Annotated in this window: 15 protein-coding genes and 1 tRNA gene; 8 read left to right on the top strand and 8 right to left on the bottom strand. The window is 69.4% G+C overall.

What is annotated here, in order from left to right:
- The first annotated feature begins 1 nt into the window (after position 1).
- Both ACFJGU_RS19550 and ACFJGU_RS19545 read left to right on the top strand, forming a co-directional pair.
- The gene (locus ACFJGU_RS19550) at positions 2-1,327 is read left to right on the top strand and encodes a DUF58 domain-containing protein (RefSeq protein ID WP_382305831.1); all 1,326 of its coding nucleotides are present in this window, start codon (positions 2-4) and stop codon (positions 1,325-1,327) included.
- Complete coding sequence (locus ACFJGU_RS19545; RefSeq protein WP_382305830.1) at positions 1,324-3,654, top strand: transglutaminaseTgpA domain-containing protein; 2,331 nt, start codon at positions 1,324-1,326, stop codon at positions 3,652-3,654. Before ACFJGU_RS19550 ends, ACFJGU_RS19545 begins: the two co-directional genes overlap by 4 nt.
- Here ACFJGU_RS19545 and ACFJGU_RS19540 read toward each other — a convergent pair.
- Positions 3,601-4,146 carry a PadR family transcriptional regulator gene (locus ACFJGU_RS19540; protein ID WP_382305828.1) on the bottom strand — a complete coding sequence of 182 codons (546 nt, stop codon included), beginning with the start codon at positions 4,144-4,146 and terminating at the stop codon, positions 3,601-3,603. The two genes, ACFJGU_RS19545 and ACFJGU_RS19540, sit on opposite strands and share 54 nt — an antisense overlap.
- A gap of 175 nt (positions 4,147-4,321) precedes the next feature.
- Between ACFJGU_RS19540 and ACFJGU_RS19535 the strand changes: the two genes are divergently transcribed.
- The gene (locus ACFJGU_RS19535; protein ID WP_382305826.1) at positions 4,322-4,828 is read left to right on the top strand and encodes a DUF3145 domain-containing protein; all 507 of its coding nucleotides are present in this window, start codon (positions 4,322-4,324) and stop codon (positions 4,826-4,828) included.
- A gap of 193 nt (positions 4,829-5,021) precedes the next feature.
- Here ACFJGU_RS19535 and ACFJGU_RS19530 read toward each other — a convergent pair whose 3' ends face one another.
- From ACFJGU_RS19530 to aceE, 6 genes are all read right to left on the bottom strand, one after another.
- Positions 5,022-6,260 carry a beta-ketoacyl-[acyl-carrier-protein] synthase family protein gene (locus ACFJGU_RS19530; protein WP_382305824.1) on the bottom strand — a complete coding sequence of 413 codons (1,239 nt, stop codon included), beginning with the start codon at positions 6,258-6,260 and terminating at the stop codon, positions 5,022-5,024.
- 115 nt (positions 6,261-6,375) lie between these two features.
- Positions 6,376-6,624: an acyl carrier protein gene (locus ACFJGU_RS19525; protein WP_066038612.1), complete on the bottom strand. Its 249-nt coding sequence runs from the start codon at positions 6,622-6,624 to the stop codon at positions 6,376-6,378.
- A gap of 59 nt (positions 6,625-6,683) precedes the next feature.
- Positions 6,684-7,688, bottom strand: coding sequence for a beta-ketoacyl-ACP synthase III (locus ACFJGU_RS19520; RefSeq protein WP_382305821.1), 1,005 nt, complete (start codon positions 7,686-7,688; stop codon positions 6,684-6,686).
- Positions 7,689-7,736: 48 nt separating this feature from the next.
- Positions 7,737-8,657 carry an ACP S-malonyltransferase gene (locus ACFJGU_RS19515; RefSeq protein WP_382305819.1) on the bottom strand — a complete coding sequence of 307 codons (921 nt, stop codon included), beginning with the start codon at positions 8,655-8,657 and terminating at the stop codon, positions 7,737-7,739.
- Between the two features lie 93 nt (positions 8,658-8,750).
- Positions 8,751-10,034 carry a PucR family transcriptional regulator gene (locus ACFJGU_RS19510; RefSeq protein WP_382305817.1) on the bottom strand — a complete coding sequence of 428 codons (1,284 nt, stop codon included), beginning with the start codon at positions 10,032-10,034 and terminating at the stop codon, positions 8,751-8,753.
- Positions 10,035-10,078: 44 nt separating this feature from the next.
- A complete protein-coding gene (gene aceE / locus ACFJGU_RS19505; RefSeq protein ID WP_382305815.1) occupies positions 10,079-12,805 on the bottom strand; it encodes a pyruvate dehydrogenase (acetyl-transferring), homodimeric type in 2,727 nt (908 codons plus the stop codon).
- 205 nt (positions 12,806-13,010) lie between these two features.
- Here aceE and ACFJGU_RS19500 point away from each other — a divergent pair, with 205 nt between their 5' ends.
- Positions 13,011-13,484, top strand: coding sequence for a peroxiredoxin (locus ACFJGU_RS19500; RefSeq protein WP_382305813.1), 474 nt, complete (start codon positions 13,011-13,013; stop codon positions 13,482-13,484).
- Positions 13,485-13,493: 9 nt separating this feature from the next.
- Here ACFJGU_RS19500 and ACFJGU_RS19495 read toward each other — a convergent pair whose 3' ends face one another.
- Entirely contained in the window at positions 13,494-14,174 is a 681-nt protein-coding gene (locus ACFJGU_RS19495; protein WP_382310449.1) for a hypothetical protein, read from the bottom strand.
- A 71-nt stretch (positions 14,175-14,245) separates the two neighbouring features.
- On the opposite strand from ACFJGU_RS19495, the gene ACFJGU_RS19490 reads away from it, so the two are divergent.
- The 4 genes from ACFJGU_RS19490 to ACFJGU_RS19475 all read left to right on the top strand — a co-directional run bounded on the left by ACFJGU_RS19490 (position 14,246) and on the right by ACFJGU_RS19475 (position 16,812).
- Positions 14,246-14,318 (top strand) — tRNA-Val (locus ACFJGU_RS19490).
- 21 nt (positions 14,319-14,339) lie between these two features.
- Positions 14,340-15,056, top strand: coding sequence for an endonuclease/exonuclease/phosphatase family protein (locus ACFJGU_RS19485; RefSeq protein ID WP_382305811.1), 717 nt, complete (start codon positions 14,340-14,342; stop codon positions 15,054-15,056).
- 30 nt (positions 15,057-15,086) lie between these two features.
- A complete protein-coding gene (locus tag ACFJGU_RS19480; RefSeq protein ID WP_382305809.1) occupies positions 15,087-15,950 on the top strand; it encodes an SDR family NAD(P)-dependent oxidoreductase in 864 nt (287 codons plus the stop codon).
- 43 nt (positions 15,951-15,993) lie between these two features.
- On the top strand, positions 15,994-16,812 hold the full coding sequence (locus ACFJGU_RS19475) for a Nif3-like dinuclear metal center hexameric protein (protein ID WP_382305807.1): 819 nt from the start codon (positions 15,994-15,996) through the stop codon (positions 16,810-16,812).
- Positions 16,813-16,856: the final 44 nt, after the last annotated feature.

Below are 16,856 nucleotides of genomic sequence, written 5' to 3'. Positions count from 1 at the left end.
GATGTCCCGTCCGCGCTCCACCAGCACCCTCCCGCGCCTGACGGTGCGCGGCTGGGGGCTGGTCGCGGCCGCGATCGTGGCGTTCGTGCTCACACAGGTGTTCCGGCGCCAGGAGATCGCCTACCTGGCGTGCTTCCTGTTGGCCGTGCCGGTGTTCTCGCTCGCCTGGGTGGCGCTGCGCCGGGTCGCGTTGAAGGTGCGGCGCCGGTTCTCGCCCGAATCTGGCTCCGTGGGGCAGACGGTGACGGCCACGATCTTCGTGCAGAACTGGGGCAGCCTCCGCAGCCCGGCGGCGGTGTGGGTGGAGAAGGCGGAGGCGCCGCTGCAGTCGAGCGATCCGGCCCCCCTGCCCGCGCTGCCCGGATACACCTCCTCCACCCTCGACGAGCCGGCGTTGCATCAGCTGCGCTACCGGCTCGACACCTCGTACCGAGGGGCGCATCAGATCGGGCCCTTCGAAGTGACCCTCACCGATCCGTTCGGGTGCGCCATCCGGAGGGTGCGGTTCGGCGGCACCGACACGGTGCTGGTGACGCCGACGGTCTACGACCTGGCCCGCATCGACCTCCGGCTCTCCACCGGCGACGGCGCGGAGCAGGTGTCCCGCCGCCTCGTGGGGGCGGGGGAGCAGGACGTGATCGCGCGCAAGTACCTGCCAGGTGACTCCATGCGCCGGGTGCACTGGCCCGCCACGGCCAAGCACGGCGAACTCATGGTGCGGCAGGACGACCAGCGCAACGACCAGGACGCCGTAATCGTGCTCGACGCGCACTCCTTCGTGCGCGACTCCACCGTGCGCTGGAAGTCCGGCTCCGACGACGACGCTGATCCGGCGTTCGAGTGGGCGGTCAGCGCGGTCGGATCGGTCGCGGTGCACCTCATGAACGAAGGTTATGGTGTGCGCCTCGTCGGACATGCCCCCGGCCGCGTCTCCGACGACGATGAGGTCTTCACGGCACCCCACGGGGCCTCGCGGGCCGTGCGCGATCTCGCCTTCGCCACCCGCGACGCGCTGCACGATCCGCTCGACTTCCGCGAGGCGGTCGAGGCCGCCGCGCTGACGAGCCCGGATGCGCCGCCCGTGTTCGCGATCGTGTCGTCCGCGCCGGGGGCGGCCGGGCGCATCCGGGAGCTCGCGGCCATGTCGTCGCACCCGATCGCGTTCGTCGTCGGCGGCGACACCGCCGCCGGCCGAGCGGGACTCGGTAGCGACCGTACCGTCGCCACGGAGCTGCGGGCCGCCGGCTGGTCGGTGCTCGAGTGCGGCGCCCACGACGATCTGCCGTCGCTCTGGAAGGCGCTGGGCGACGCGCGGGGGATCGGATGAGCGCCTCGCGCCGCCGTAGTGCGGCTCAGCAGCGCCGGGAGGAGAAGACCGGCGCGTGGAAGAGCACGCTCGCGGTCGCCGCGGCGATCGGGGCAGCGCTGATCGGGCTCACGCCGCTGCTGCAGGGCTTCGACTGGTGGTTCGCCACCATGGCGATGGTGGTGCTGCTGCTCGGTGTCGCCGCCACGCTACGGGCACGTGGAGTGCCGGAGGTCACGGTGGTGGCGGTCACCGCGATCGTCTGGGGCGGCCTGGTGGTGGTGCTCTACGCCGGATCGACCCTGTGGTTCCTCCTGCCCACCCTCTCGACGCTCACCGACATCTCCGGCGACCTCGCCGACGCCCGACTCTCGATCGCGCAGCAGGAGGTGCCCGCGGTCGCCGACGGTGCCATCACCCAGCTGATCGTGATGTCGGTGGGACTGATCGCCGTCATCACCGACGAGCTCGCCACCGGGCTCCGCACCCCCGTGCTGAGTGGCATCGGACCTCTGGCGGTGCTCGCCATCGCGCCGCTCGTGAGGAAGACCGAGCCCAATCTCGCCGTGTACGTGCTGACCGCGGCGGCGTTCCTGGCCGTGATCTGGTGCAGTTCCCGCATCGGCACAGGACCACCGCGGCTCAAGACGCGACCCAGCGTGAAGGGTGGCCGCAACCCGGCGCTCGCTTTCGGGATCGCGGCGGGCGCGGTCGCCACGATGATCGTGCTGCCGGCCGTGACGCCCGGTCTCACCGCGGAATCCCTGGCCGATGACGGCTCGGGCAACCGCTTCCCCTCGGTGTATGCGACGGGGATCGACCCCACGATCCAGCTCGGCCGGGACCTGCGGCGCAGCGATCCGGTGCTCTCGCTCACCTACACCACCACCTCCACCGAGGGCCTGTATCTGAAGATGGTGAACCTCGGCGACTTCTCCGGGGGTACCTGGCAGCCCGAGCTGCCTCTCAACGCCGTCGGCTACGACGGGCAGGACTTCGGCACTCCGCCGGGGCTCGCGGCCGACGTGCCGATCGAGGAGGTGTCGACCACGGTGTCGATCGCCTCGCTGCGAAGCGACTGGCTGCCCCTGCCGTATCCCACCAAGCGGGTCGATCAGCTCTCGGGCACCTGGCTCCTGACGCCGACGTCGTTCACGGTGACCGACCTGCAGGGCGACACCCGAGGGCAGAACTACCAGGTCACGGGCCTCGCGGTGAACCCGACCGCCGAGCAACTGGCCGCGGCCGGTGCCATTGTGCCGGATGCCGTCCGCGACTACCTCGCTCTGCCGAACGACCTGCCGGAGGTCATCTCGTCCACGGCCGCCGAGGTGGCGAGTGGGGCCGCGAACAACTACGACCGGGCCGTGGCGCTGCAGGAGTACTTCCGCTCCGGTGTGTTCCGGTACTCGCTGGCGGCTCCGGTGTCCGGCGGATACGACGGTGACAATGCCCAGATGATCGCCGCGTTCCTGGACGCGAAAGAGGGCTACTGCGTGCACTTCGCTGCCGCGATGGCGGTCATGGCGCGCACGCTCGGCATCCCGTCGCGCATCGCGGTGGGATACGCCCCGGGTCAGTCCGCCGACAGCGTCGGGGAGGGCGGCCGGGCGGGGTTCGAGGTCTTCACCGACCAGCTGCACGCCTGGCCGGAGCTCTACTTCGACGGCATCGGCTGGCTGCCCTTCGAGCCCACACCGGGTCTGGACATCACACCTCCCGACTACAGCCTGCCCGACTACGCCCTGGCCGGCGGCGCAGGCTCCTCGGCGTCGAACCAGAGCACCAGCACGGCGACCGCCGATCCGAATGCCCAGCGCGACGACCAGCAGAACGCGTTCGGATCGCTCACGCCCGAGCAGGTCCTGATGGGTCAGATCCGCGGCTGGGCCACCTTCGCGGCGGTGCTGGGCGGGGTCTTCGTGATCGTCATCGCACCGTGGACCGTGCGCTGGGCGCGGCGGCGGGCGCGCCTGCGCCGACTGGCGACCGATGAACTCCCGGGCACGCTCGCCTGGACCGAGTTCGAGGACACCCTCGACGACTACCGGGTGCAGCGGTCGGCGGGCGACACCATGTTCGACCTCGAACGGCGTCTGCGCGACGACGTCGACCTGCCGGAGCCGGCGATCGACCGTCTGCGTCGGCAGGTGGAGTACGAGCAGTACGCGCCGCCGGGATCGGCGGATGCCGAGACGCGGGAGCGCATCCGGAGCGATCTGGTGGCCCTGATCAGCGCGCTCGAACGTCGGGCGCCGGCCCGGGAGCGGTACCGTGCTCGGCTGCTGCCGTCGTCACTCTGGCGTCGGCGCCGGACGTCGTCCCCGACGGGGACGCTCGTTCCGTAGCGGGCGCCGGAGGCCGTCCAAGCCGCCGGGGAGGGCCTGGAGGTCGCTCAGCCAGCCGAGGGCGGCGTCGGCGAGCCGGCGGCGCGCCAGCCCCGCGGGGGAGGGATCGGCCGAAGCGCCGTCGAGGGCGCGGCGCCACGCCCGACGGTAGCCGTCGACCAGGGCTTCCGGGTCGGCGCCCAGACTGGTGGCGAGCTGCACCTTGAAGGTGAGGTCGCTCCAGGACGAGGCGGAGTCGACATCCGTGTCGGCCAGCCATTCGGCGGCGGCGCTGCGCCCCTCCGGGGTGATGCCGTAGAGCGGGAGGCCGTCGTCGGTCGATCCGGATGCCTGCACCAGCCCGGCCGTCGACAAACGGTCGAGCGTGGAGTAGATCTGGCCGACGTTGATCCGTCCCTGGCGATCCGTGCGCTCCTCGAGCTCACCGTGGATCTGGAGGCCGTAGGCGTCGGCTTCGCACAGCACGAGGAGGATGCCCGCGCGAATCGACATCCCGCCGCCCTCTCCTCGAAATACTCGCTCAGTATAGTTCTGGAGTTCACGAACCGCGGATCACACGGTTGTCATTCCGGAATCGCGTCCGGCATACTATGAACACAACTGCATAAGCCGTTCGAATCCGTTCACAGGTCGTTGGGGAAGACGTACCTCACGAATGGAGAGAAAAATGGCGGCAACCGTTGCTCGCGGGGTGGTCTACGTCCACTCCGCTCCTCGCGCGCTCTGCCCCCACATCGAGTGGGCCGCAGGTCGCGCTATCGGTCGTGCAGTGAACTTCGACTGGATCGACCAGCCGGTCTTGCGCGGATCGCAGCGGGCGGACTTCTTCTGGGAAGGCGCGCCCGGCACCGGCGCGGCCATCGCCTCGGCGCTGCGCGGCTGGGAGCACCTGCGCTACGAGGTCACCGAGGACGCGAGTGACGGCACCGACGGCGGTCGCTGGATGCACACGCCCGACCTCGGCATCTTCTACGCCCAGGTCGACAACGCGGGCAACACCGTCATCCCCGAGGACCGCATCCGCAACGCCATGGAATCGGCGGGCACCAACGCCCTCGATCTGCACCGCGAGCTCCGCCTCGCCCTCGGCCAGGCCTGGGACGACGAGCTCGAGCCCTTCCGCTACGCCTCCGACATGTCTCCGGTCATCTACCTGCACCGCGGGGTGGGATAACCAGGGACTGCTCACGCGATTGAAAGCTGCGGGCCGTGCTTAGTCGACCCAAGGTGAGCGCGTGGCCGGAGGGCTCGACCGCAGGCCGGGCCCTCCGACCGCACGCGAACATGTCGCCTCGCGCCGCAGAAGCGGCGGCGCGAGCAATGAGCGCCTGACCGGCCTCCGGCCGGCCGGGCGCGGAGAGGGCGTGCTACGCCGTCTTGAACGCCACGACGGCGTTGTGCCCGCCGAAGCCGAAGGAGTTCGAGATGGCCACGACGTCACCGGCGGGCAGGGCTCGCGGCTCGCGCACCACGTCGAGGGGGATCTCCGGGTCCTGCTCCGAGAGATTGATCGTGGGCGGAGCCAGCCGGTCGTGCAGGGCCAGCACCGTGAAGATCGCCTCGATACCGCCCGCGCCACCCAGGAGGTGGCCCGTGGAGGCCTTCGTGGCCGAGACGGGGATGTCGTGCAGCCGATCGCCGAACACGTGCAGCAGCGCCTTGTACTCGGCGATGTCGCCGACGGGCGTCGAGGTGGCGTGCGCGTTGATGTGGGCCACGTCGTCGAGCGAGTAGCCCGAGTTCGCCACGGCCGCGATCATGGCGCGCGCCGCCGCCGATCCCTCGGGGTCGGGAGCGGTGATGTGGTACGCGTCGCTCGTGACGGCGCCGCCCAGCAGCTCGGCGTAGATCTTGGCGCCACGGGCGAGCGCGTGCTCCTCGGTCTCGAGTACGAGCGCCGCACCGCCCTCGCCGAGCACGAAGCCGTCACGGGTGAGGTCGTAGGGACGGGAGGCGGTGGCCGGGTCGTCGTTGCGCTTGGAGAGGGCCTGCATGGCCGCGAACGACGCGATCGGCAGCGGGTGGATGGCCGCCTCGGAGCCGCCCGCGATGATGATGTCGGCGTAGCCGGCCTGCAGGTGGTCGTAGGCGTTCACGATCGACTCGGTGCTCGACGCGCAGGCCGAGACCACCGTGCGGGCTCCCGCCCGGGCGCCGAGCGCCATCTCGATGGCCGCGGCGGGGCCGTTGGGCATGAGCATCGGAACCGTCATCGGCAGCACGCGACGCGGGCCGCGCTCGCGCAGCGTGTCCCACGCATCCAGCAGCGTCCAGACGCCGCCGATACCGGTGGCCCAGTCGACACCGAAGCGCTCCGGCACCACGTCGGGAGCGCCGGCATCCGCCCAGGCCTCTCGCGCCGCGATCAGCGCGAACTGGCTGCCCGGGTCGAGCCGCTTGGTCTCGATGCGCTCGAGCACCTCGCTCGCGGGAACGCGAGCCTGAGCCGCGAAGGTCACCGGCAGTTCGAGCCCGGCCACCCACTCCTGCTCGAGGGTGGTGGCGCCCGACTCTCCGGCGAGCAGGTTCTTCCAGCTGTCGACGGCGGTGCCGCCCAGGGGGCTCGTGGCCCCGATGCCGGTGACGACGATCTTCTTGGTGCTCATGGCAAAACTTTCTGTGGGTGGTCAGTCCAGTGCGCGCCGGGATGGCGCAGTTCGGCCGACAGGATCAGGTGCGCTAGGGCCGCGATCCTGCCGACCAGCCGCGTGTGAGGTGGGGCTAGCCCTGTGCTGCGACGATGAAGGTCACCGCGTCGCCGACGGTCTTGAGGTTCTTGACCTCTTCGTCGGGGATCTTCACGTCGAACTTCTCTTCGGCGTTGACGACGATCGTCATCATCGAGATGGAGTCGATGTCGAGGTCGTCGGTGAAGGACTTGTCCAGCTCGACAGTGTCGGTCGCGATGCCGGTCTCGTCGTTGATGAGCTCAGCCAGTCCGGCCAGTACTTCTTCGGTGGACAATGCCATTGTTCTCTCCTTGGGGTGTCGTTTGACCGAGACTTAGTTTAGTCAGGCCAGAGGGATGTCTAAGGCAGCACCACGACCTGGGCGCCGTACACGAGGCCCGCGCCGAAGCCGATCTGCAGGGCGAGCCCGCCCGAGAGCGAGGGGTTCTCGGCCAGCAGTCGGTGGGTGGCGAGGGGGATCGAGGCGGCCGAGGTGTTGCCGGTGGTCTCGATGTCGCGGCCGATCGCGACGGTGTCCGGCAGCTTGAGCTGCTTCGCGAACTCGTCGATGATGCGCATGTTGGCCTGGTGCGGGATGAACGCGGCGAGGTCGTCGACGGTCACGCCGGCCGCCTCGAGCGCCTGCTTGGCCACCTTCACCATCTCCCACACCGCCCAGCGGAACACGACCTGGCCGTTCTGCCAGAGCGTCGGCCACTCGGTCTCCTGGTCACGGAACTGGATGCTCGTGCCGGTCATGTGGATCTCGTCGCGCTTCGTGGCATCCGAGCCCCAGACGGTGGGGGAGATCCCCGCGAAGTCGCTGGGGCCCACGACCGCCGCCCCCGCGCCGTCGCCGAGGAGGAACGAGATGGAGCGATCGGTGGGGCTGACGTACTCGGAGAGCTTCTCGGCGCCGATCACGAGTACGTACTCCGCCATGCCCGAGCGGATGAGCGAGTCGGCCTGGCCGATGCCGTAGGCGTACCCGGCACAGGCCGCGCTGATGTCGTAGGCGGCCGCGAACGGTGCGTCGATCCGCTCGGCCACCTGGGTGGCGAGCGACGGCGTGATCACGGGGTTGCTGATGGTGGAGACGAGGATGGCGCCGATCTGCGAGGGCACGATGCCGGCGCCCTCGATGGCCTCCTTGGCCGCGGCCTCCGCCAGATCCACCGCGAAGACGTCGTGCGAGGCGCGCTTGCGCTCGACGATGCCGGTGCGCTGGCGGATCCACTCGTCGGAGGAGTCGATCGGGCCCACCAGGTCGTCGTTCGGCACCGAGAGGTCTCCTCGGGCGGCGCCGATCGCGTAGATGCGGGTGAACTGCGGGCCGGTGGCCTGCTTCAAGGGGGCGTGGGTCATGGCGCTTCGGCGATGCCTTCCGTGCGTAGGGATGTCGGGAACGGTCGCTCAGGCGGCCTGGTCGATGAGGTCGAAGGCGGCGGCGAGGTCGTCGGGGGTCTTCACCGCGACCGCGGGCACGCCCTTGAGGCCGCGCTTGGCGAGGCCGGTGAGGGCGCCCGCCGGGGCGACCTCGATGATGCCGGTGACCCCAGCGGCCGCGAAGGCCGCCATGTCGCGGTCCCAGCGCACGGGCGACGAGACCTGGGCGACCAGCAGCTCCAGGAAGCGATCACCGCTCTCGACCACCGAACCGTCGTTGTTGGTCCAGATGGTGAGCGTCGGGTCGACGGGTTCGAGCGTCTGAGCCACCTCGGCCAAGTGGGCCACCGCAGAGTCCATGTAGTGGGTGTGGAAGGCACCGGCCACCTGCAGGGGGATGACGCGCACGCCGCGAGGAGCGCGCTCGGCGAGCAGGGCCAGCGCGGCCGGCGGCCCGGCCACCACGATCTGGCCGCCGCCGTTGTAGTTCGCGGGCAGCACGCCCACCTCGTCGAAGAGGGCGAGCAGCTCGGTCTCGTCGCCTCCGACGACGGCGCTCATCCCGGTCTCGGTGATGGCCGCCGCCTCGGCCATCGCGCGACCGCGTTCGCCGACGAACAGCATCGCCTCCGCCGGGCTCAGGATGTCGGCTCCCACCGCTGCGGTGATCTCGCCCACCGAGTGGCCCGCGATGCCGCCGATCTTCTCGCGGCGACCGTCGGCGAAGAGCGCGCTCAGGGTGAGCAGGCCGGCCGCCACGATGAGCGGCTGCGCCACCGCGGTGTCGCGGATGGTGTCGGCGTCGCTGACGGTGCCGTGGGTCACGAGGTCGACCTCGGCGGCTTCGCCGAGCTCCTCGAGAGTGGTGCGGTACGCGGGGTCGGCGATCCACGGCTCGAGGAAGCCAGGGGTCTGCGAGCCTTGCCCGGGACAAACGACGACGATCATTGCTTCAGTCTCCCAAGAGTTCGGTCGATGGCTGTGGTGGGCAGAGTCAAGAGATTGTCCGATTCGTTGTCGACGCTCGACAAGAGCGAGCGCTCAGCGTCGCTGCCCAGGCGGTTCGTGGTCGTTCATCGAGCCCAGGATGAGTGCCGACTGCAGGATCAGCGCCTCGCGGGCGCCCGTGGCATCCCAGCCGATCACCTGGGTGACGCGCTTCAGGCGATAGCGCACGGTGTTCGGGTGGACGAAGAGCTCGCGGGCGGTCGCTTCGAGCGAGCGCCCGTTGTCGAGGTAGCACCAGAGCGTGGTCATGAGCTCGGGCGACTGGTCCTGGAGCGGGCGATAGACCCGGTTGACCAGGGTCGAGCGGGCGAGCGGATCGCCGGCGAGCGCGCGTTCGGGCAGCAGGTCGTCGGCGAGCATCGGCCGGGGGGCGTTGCGCCAGGCGCGGGCCACGGCGAAGCCGGCGAGGGCGGCCTTGGCGCTCCGGGAGGCCTCCACGAGGCTCGGCACCTCGTGTCCGAGCACCAGGTATCCCGGGCCGAAGCCCGGTTCGAGCTGCTTCGCGATGTCGAGGAAGGAGAGCACCGGTTCGGTGCCGTTCGTCGGCGAATCGTCGAGCAGGCCGCCGTTCTCGGGCAGGGGGGACGGGGATGTCGCTGCCGAGACATCCGTCGATCCATCGACGCCCTGCTCCAGTGGGTTGCCGTTGACCGGATGCGCGCGCCCGATCACGAGCACGAGCCGGCCGCCCTGCACCCCGATCAGCAGGTCGGCGTTGAGGTGACGGGCGGTGCGGCGCAGCTGGTCCACGTCGAGCTGCCGAGGGGTGGTGCCCACGAGCACGCTGACCTCGCCGTGACCGTGCCAACCGAGCGCCGCGATCCGGCTGGGCAGCTCGTCGTCGTATTCACCGCTCAGGATGCTGTCGACCACGAGCGCTTCGAGCCGCGCGTCCCAGAGGCCGCGGGCCTCGGCGGCGCGGGCGTAGACATCCGCGGCGGCGAACGCGATCTCGCGGGAGTAGAGCAGGATGGCTTCGCGGAGCGACGCATCCGCTCCGGCCACGCGTTCTTCGACCACCTCCACGACTACGCGGATCAGCTGGAGGGTCTGCTGCAGGCTGACCGAGCGGAGCAGTTCGCGAGGCGCCGAGCCGAAGACGTCGGCGGCGATCCACGTCGTGGTGGTGGGGTCGTCGTACCACTGGATGAACGACTTGATGCCGGCCTGCGCCACCAGGCCCACGGCCGAACGCCGCCCCGGCGGCATGTCGCCGTACCAGGGCAGCGTCTGGTCGAGACGCTTGATCGTCGCGGTCGAGAGCTCACCGGAGATGGTGCGGAGCCATGCCAGGGTCTGGGCCTTAGTCTTGGGCATCCTCACCCCCGACCGCGATCAATCGAAACGTCATCGGACTCGGATCAGCTCTCGCCGCCCGCCGTGCCGGAGGTGCCGGCAGTCACGTCGTAGAGGCGGTACTTCTCGATCGCCCAGCTCGGAGCGTTCTGGTCGACCTCGCCGCGCGCCGCGAGCTGCTCGAGCACGCGCACCACGACCGACGGGCCGTCGATCTTGAAGTAGCGGCGAGCGGCCGGACGCGTGTCGGAGAAGCCGAAGTCGTCGGCGCCGAGGGTGGCGAATTCACCGGGCACGAACTGGCGGATCTGGTCCGACACCGCGTGCATGTAGTCGGTGACCGCGACGAACGGTCCGGGCGCATCCTGCAGCTTGCGGGTGAGGTAGGGCACGTGGCGCTCCTCGGTCGGGTGCAGGAAGTTGTGCTCCTCGGCCTTCAGGCCGTCGCGGCGGAGCTCGGTCCACGAGGTGACCGACCAGACATCCGCCGACACGCCCCAGTCGTTCGCGAGCAGCTCCTGCGCCTCGAGCGCCCACGGCACCGCGACGCCGGAGGAGAGGATCTGGGCCTTCGGGCCCTCGATCGTGCCGCCCTTGAGTCGGTAGATGCCGCGCACCACGCCCTCGACGTCGAGTCCCTCGGGCTCGGCCGGCTGCACGTGCGGCTCGTTGTAGACCGTGAGGTAGAACATGACGTTGGGGTCGGGATGCGTGCCGCCGTACATGCGGTCGAGACCGGCCCGCACGATGTGGTTGAGCTCGTAGCCGTACGCGGGGTCGTAGCTGACGACCGCCGGGTTCGTGGAGGCGAGCAGCAGGGAGTGGCCGTCGGCGTGCTGGAGGCCCTCGCCGGTGAGCGTCGTGCGACCGGCGGTGGCGCCGATCACGAAGCCGCGCGCCATCTGGTCGCCGGCCGCCCACAGGGCGTCGCCGGTGCGCTGGAAGCCGAACATCGAGTAGAACACGTAGATCGGGATGAGGGGTTCGCCCTGCGTCGAGTACGACGTTCCGACCGCGGTGAACGAGGCCAGTGCGCCGGCCTCGTTGATGCCGACGTGGATGATCTGACCCTGCGGGCTCTCCTTGTAGGCCAGGAGGAGCTCCCGGTCGACCGAGGTGTAGGTCTGGCCCTTGGGGTTGTAGATCTTGTTCGACGGGAAGAAGGCGTCCATGCCGAAGGTGCGCGCCTCGTCGGGGATGATCGGCACCACACGGTTGCCGAAGTCCTTCGAGCGGGTGAGGTCCTTCAGTAGACGCACGAAAGCCATGGTGGTGGCGATCTCCTGGTGACCGGAGCCCTTCTTGAGGGTCTGGTACGCCGAGTCGTCGGGCAGCGTGATGGCGGTGTGCTTGGTGCGGCGCTCGGGCAGGTAGCCGCCGAGCGCGCGGCGACGCTCATGCATGTACTCGATCGCCTCGTCGCCCTCGGCCGGCTTGTAGTACGGCGGGAGGTAGGGGTTCTCCTCGAGCTGCGCATCCGTGACCGGGATGTGCATCTGGTCGCGGAAGGTCTTGAGGTTGTCGAGCGTCATCTTCTTCATCTGGTGGGTCGCGTTGCGACCCTCGAACGCCGGACCCAGGCCGTAGCCCTTGATCGTGTGCGCCAGGATGACGGTGGGCTGGCCCTTGTGCTCGCTGGCCGCCTTGAACGCCGCGTAGACCTTGCGGTAGTCGTGACCGCCGCGCTTGAGGTTCCAGATGTCGTCGTCGGAGTAGTCCTTGACGAGTTCGAGGGCGCGCGGGTCGCGGCCGAAGAAGTTCTCGCGCACGTAGGCGCCCGACTCGGCCTTGTAGGTCTGGAAGTCGCCGTCCGGAACCGTGTTCATGAGGTTCAGGAGTGCGCCGTCGGTGTCGCGGGCGAGCAGGTCGTCCCACTCGCGGCCCCAGATGACCTTGATGACGTTCCAACCGGCACCGCGGAAGAAGCTCTCGAGTTCCTGGATGATCTTGCCGTTGCCACGCACCGGGCCGTCGAGGCGCTGGAGGTTGCAGTTGATGACGAAGTTGAGGTTGTCGAGGCCGTCGTTCGCGGCCACCTGCAGTTGGCCGCGGCTCTCCACCTCGTCCATCTCGCCGTCGCCGAGGAAGGCCCAGACCTGCTGGTCGGACGCATCCTTGATGCCGCGGTTGGTGAGGTACTTGTTGAGCTGGGCCTGGTAGATCGCGTTGATCGGGCCGAGACCCATCGAGACGGTGGGGAACTGCCAGAACTCGGGCATGAGCCGCGGGTGCGGGTAGGAGCTGAGGCCACCGCCGGCGTGCGACTTCTCCTGGCGGAAGCCGTCGAGCTGGTTGGCGTCGAGACGGCCCTCGAGGTAGGCGCGGGCGTAGGTGCCGGGGGAGGCGTGGCCCTGGATGAAGATCTGGTCGCCGCCGCCCGGGTGGTCCTGGCCGCGGAAGAAGTGGTTGAACCCCACCTCGTAGAGGGCGGCGCTCGACGCGTAGGTCGAGATGTGTCCGCCGACCGCGATGCCGGGGCGCTGGGCGCGGTGCACGAGCATCGCGGCGTTCCACCGGATCCAGGCACGGTACTTGCGCTCGAGCGACTCGTCGCCCGGGAACTCGGGCTCGTTCTCGGGAGCGATGGTGTTGATGTAGTCGGTCGTCGGCACCATCGGCACGCCGAGGTGGAGTTCTTTCGATCGCTTCAGCAGGCTGAGCATGATGTCGCGCGCTCGGCCGTGGCCGCGGGCTTCGACGAGTGCGTCGAGCGATTCGTTCCACTCGGCGGTCTCGTCGGGATCGGAATCGATGTGTCCCGCCGAGTAAGGGTCCTGGTCGTTGACAGTCACCGTCGACCTTTCTGTTGATTACAGATCGTTTCGTGTCGGACGCCCGCGCCGGGATGTGGTGCGGAACGCCACAGAACAGCCTAGTGAGTTTAAACGGGAGCGCAGCGCGCCCGCGGGCCGTCGTCGTTTGGTGGAACACCGGACCGGAGCTAAGATGGGGGCGCTTTTGCCGGTGAGACGCCCCGGCGGTGGAAAGGAAGCCATCATGGCTTTGGAGAACGACACTCTGGCCCCCGATTTCGAACTCCCCAATCAGTACGGTGAGCGCATCCGCCTGAGTCAGTTCCAGGGCAAGAAGCCCGTTGCACTCGTCTTCTTCCCGCTCGCCTTCTCCGGAGTGTGCACCAGCGAGCTGTGCACCCTCGAAGACAACATCTCCCTGTTCAAAGACGCGAACGTCGAGCTGATCGGCATCTCCGTCGACTCCAAGGCCACGCTCCGCGCCTGGGCCGAGAAGGAGGGGTACGACTTCACGCTCGTGGCCGACTTCTGGCCGCACGGCGACGTGGCGAAGGACTACGGAGTCTTCCTCGAGGAGAAGGGGTTCGCGAACCGCGCCACCTTCCTCATCGATCAGAACCGCATCATCCGCGCCTCCTTCATCACCGCCCCCGGCGAGGCTCGCTCGATCGCGGCCTATCGCGCCGCCCTCGAAGACCTGGCCCCCGCGCGGGTCTGAGTCTCCCCGTCAGCCGAGAAGGCTGACGCCGCGCGCGATCACCAGAGCCAGCAGCACGAAGCCCGCGAAGGCCTCTAGTCCCATCAGCAGCTTCGCGCGGTGGGTGAGGGGCATGACATCCGTCGGGCTGAACGCCATGGAGTCGGACCCGGAGAAGTACAGGTAGTCGACGAATCCGGGCAGCCAGTCGCTCGTCTTCGAGGAGTGCGCGGCCACTTCCGGGCTGGCGTCGTGGTCTTCGTCCTGCGGAAAGCGGAAGTCCGCCGGCGGGATCTCCGAGCGCTTGCGTTGAGTGCGCACGACCGGGCCGCCGCGATCCAGCTCCCAATAGAGCAGGGCGAACCCGATCACGTTGGTGAGCCAGACCTGGAAGGCCGCCAGGAGCACGGTCGGCCCGTCTTCGGTGTTGGCCACCAGCAGTTGCACGAGGACGACCAGCAGCGCCTGGTTGGTGATGCCGATGGTCAGCGCGAGCACCACGCCGAGCCGCCTCGACCACGCGGTCTGCCGCACCATCCGATGTGGGTTGATGACGATGACGGCCGCCAACAGTCCGACGCACAGCACCACGACGCCGTAGCGGAGGACCCCGAAGAAGTCGGGTGGTAGCAGCGCATAGCTGACGAGGATGACCAGCACCCCGATGGCGGCAGGCCAGCGGTGTTCGGCTTGGGCCTGCTCCTGTTTCATGGTGGTCACGTGCGAAGTCTAAGCCTGTATGCTTTTCACGCGTCTGCGCCCTCGTGCAGCCAGGCGCGTAGGGGCCTTTAGCTCAGTTGGTAGAGCGCCACGTTTACACCGTGGATGTCATCGGTTCGAGCCCGGTAGGGCCCACTCACGCGGCGCAGGAGACCCATGAAGATCGTCAGTCTGAATCTGCGGGGCTTCTTCGACTGGCCGGAGCGTCTGCCCCTCGTCGTCGCCTATCTGCAGGCGGAGCGGCCCGATGTCGTCATGCTCCAGGAAGTCGTCTACCTGCCCGACGTCTCGCCGTTCACGCAGCTCGACCAGTTGAACGATCAGCTCGGCTTCCCCTTCCGGCACTCCAGCGTGAGCCGGCTCCAGTCGAGCCCCCAGGGCGCCTACCGCGAGGGCCTCGCCGTGCTCAGCCGGCTCCCGGTGACGCAGAGTGAGACGCTCATCCTGCTGCACGAGGAGGGAGACCCCCACAACCGGCTGGTGCAGTTCTTCGACGTGGATGCCGGTGCCGGCACCGTGTGGCGCCTCGCGAACGTGCACTTGTCGGTGCGCGACGACTTCGCGCTCCACCAGCTCGACGAGGTGCTCGGCATCCTGAAGGCCCGGGGCGAGAAGCGGATCGTGGGCGGCGACTTCAACATCGACCACCTCGAGGGGCGTGCGCGGCGGTGGCGCGACGACTACGTGCTGAGCTCCGAGACGAAGCACTACGTCTCGTTCGCGGGGTCGAACCAGGCGAACGACTACTTCCTCGTTCCCCGGGAATATGCACTGCGGTCACTCACCCTGTCGCCCGACGGCCTCTCCGACCATCGCGCGCTCACGGTGGAGATCGATCCCGTCGACGTTCCGGGGGAGCCTGCGTCGTCATGACGTGGCTCGCGGCGGGAGTAGCGTTGCGGCATGACTGAGAACGGGCCGCGCGTCGTCGTCATCACCGGAGCGAGCTCGGGCATCGGGGCGGTGGCCGCGGCACGGCTCGCCGAGCGCGGCGACCAGGTGGCCGTCGTGGGCCGTAATCCCGAGCGCACCCGGGCCGTGGCCGAGAGCCTCGGCGGCACCGCGTTCGTGGCCGACTTCACCCGCTTCGACGAGGTGCGGGAATTGGCCTCCGCCCTGTCGCAGCGCTACGAGGCCATCGACGTGCTGCTCAACAACGCCGGCGGGCTCGTCTCCACCCGCACCGACACGGTCGACGGGCACGAGGCCACCATCCAGTCGAACTACCTCTCGCCGTACCTGCTGACCCGGATGCTCCTCCCGCGGCTCGAGGAGTCGGCGCGCCGGGGCGGCACAGCCCGTATCGTCTCGACCTCGAGCATGGCGAATCGCTGGGGGCGGCTCGACCTGACCGACTTCGACTTCACCGCCCGCCCGTGGCGCGGCGGCTGGCGGGCCTACGGCACGGCGAAGCTCGCCGTTGTGCTGTTCGTGCGCGAGCTGGCGCGTCGCACGGCGGCCCGCGAGGGGGTGCCCGGCATCGATGCCTATGCCGTGCATCCCGGAGCCATCGTCACCAATTTCGGCGCGAGCTCGCCCCTCATCCGCTTCGGCACAGCGGTGACCGGGGGTCGCTGGGGGAGTACCGCTGAGGTCGGGGCCGCCCCGCTCATCGCCCTCGCCGCCGATTCGCCCGTTCCGGCCGTCAGCGGCGTCTACTTCGACCGCCTCCGCCCGAACGGCGCCGTCGCCCGCGCGGCCGACGATGTCGCACTGCAGCACGCGCTCTGGGCGGTGACCGCCGCGATCGTCGGCCTGCCGGTCTGAGTCGGCCCCGACACGGGCCGCGCTCGGCCAGTAGTCTGGGGAGATGCCCACCACGCTCTCCGAGTTCAACGCCACGGTCGAGAGACTGTGGCCGAGTGAGTTCGCCGAGTCCTGGGATGCGCCGGGTCTGCTGAGCGGGGCCCCCGACGATCGGGTCGATCGAGTGCTGCTCGCGGTCGATGCCGTGGCGGCGACGGTGGAACAGGCGGTCGGAACGGGTGCCGACGTGCTGCTGGTGCATCATCCGCTTCTCCTGCGGGGTGTCACCTCCATCGCCGAGACCGGGTACAAGGGGGCGCTCCTGGCGAAGCTCATCCGGTCGCGCTGCTCGCTCGTGGCGGCTCACACGAACGCCGACATCGTCGACGACGGGACCTCCTCCGTTCTCGCCGCCCGACTCGGTCTGATCGAGCAGCGGCCGATCGAACCGGGCGCCCGCCCCGGTACCGGCATCGGACGGGTGGGGCGGATGTCCGAGCCCACCACTCTCGGACGGCTGGCGCTCGCGCTCGGCGAGATCCTGCCGGCCACCGCCGGCGGCGTGCGTGTCTCGGGCGAGTTCGAACAGACGGTCTCGACCGTCGCCCTCTGCGGGGGCGCCGGCGACTCGCTGCTCGCCAACCCGGCGGTGCGGGCGTCCGACGTGTACATCACCGCCGACCTGCGTCACCATCCCGCGTCCGAATCGCGGGAGCAGTCGCTGCTCGGTTCCGGGCCCGCGCTCATCGACGTCTCGCACTGGGCGAGCGAGTGGCTGTGGCTGGAGACCGCGGCCCGGCAACTCGCCGAAGCCCTCCCGGAGGTCGAGTTCATCGTGAGCGATCTCCGCACCGACCCTTGGGATTTCGTCATCACGCAATGACTCGCCCGATGAACCGACACCCCGACCTGACCACGAAGGAACCC

The organism is Herbiconiux sp. UC225_62 (assembly GCF_042694625.1).
In the GTDB taxonomy this organism is placed as follows: Bacteria; Actinomycetota; Actinomycetes; order Actinomycetales; family Microbacteriaceae; genus Herbiconiux.
The sequence above is the reverse complement of the archived record's forward strand: the minus strand, read 5'-3'. Positions and strand labels throughout refer to the sequence as shown.

Coding starts and splice junctions, on each gene's coding strand:
- ACFJGU_RS19550 (WP_382305831.1), top strand. CDS start 2: ATGTCCCGTCCGCGCTCCACCAGCACCCTCCCGCGCCTGACGGTGCGC.
- ACFJGU_RS19545 (WP_382305830.1), top strand. CDS start 1,324: ATGAGCGCCTCGCGCCGCCGTAGTGCGGCTCAGCAGCGCCGGGAGGAG.
- ACFJGU_RS19540 (WP_382305828.1), bottom strand. CDS start 4,146: ATGTCGATTCGCGCGGGCATCCTCCTCGTGCTGTGCGAAGCCGACGCC.
- ACFJGU_RS19535 (WP_382305826.1), top strand. CDS start 4,322: ATGGCGGCAACCGTTGCTCGCGGGGTGGTCTACGTCCACTCCGCTCCT.
- ACFJGU_RS19530 (WP_382305824.1), bottom strand. CDS start 6,260: ATGAGCACCAAGAAGATCGTCGTCACCGGCATCGGGGCCACGAGCCCC.
- ACFJGU_RS19525 (WP_066038612.1), bottom strand. CDS start 6,624: ATGGCATTGTCCACCGAAGAAGTACTGGCCGGACTGGCTGAGCTCATC.
- ACFJGU_RS19520 (WP_382305821.1), bottom strand. CDS start 7,688: ATGACCCACGCCCCCTTGAAGCAGGCCACCGGCCCGCAGTTCACCCGC.
- ACFJGU_RS19515 (WP_382305819.1), bottom strand. CDS start 8,657: ATGATCGTCGTCGTTTGTCCCGGGCAAGGCTCGCAGACCCCTGGCTTC.
- ACFJGU_RS19510 (WP_382305817.1), bottom strand. CDS start 10,034: ATGCCCAAGACTAAGGCCCAGACCCTGGCATGGCTCCGCACCATCTCC.
- ACFJGU_RS19500 (WP_382305813.1), top strand. CDS start 13,011: ATGGCTTTGGAGAACGACACTCTGGCCCCCGATTTCGAACTCCCCAAT.
- ACFJGU_RS19495 (WP_382310449.1), bottom strand. CDS start 14,174: ATGAAACAGGAGCAGGCCCAAGCCGAACACCGCTGGCCTGCCGCCATC.
- ACFJGU_RS19485 (WP_382305811.1), top strand. CDS start 14,340: ATGAAGATCGTCAGTCTGAATCTGCGGGGCTTCTTCGACTGGCCGGAG.
- ACFJGU_RS19480 (WP_382305809.1), top strand. CDS start 15,087: ATGACTGAGAACGGGCCGCGCGTCGTCGTCATCACCGGAGCGAGCTCG.
- ACFJGU_RS19475 (WP_382305807.1), top strand. CDS start 15,994: ATGCCCACCACGCTCTCCGAGTTCAACGCCACGGTCGAGAGACTGTGG.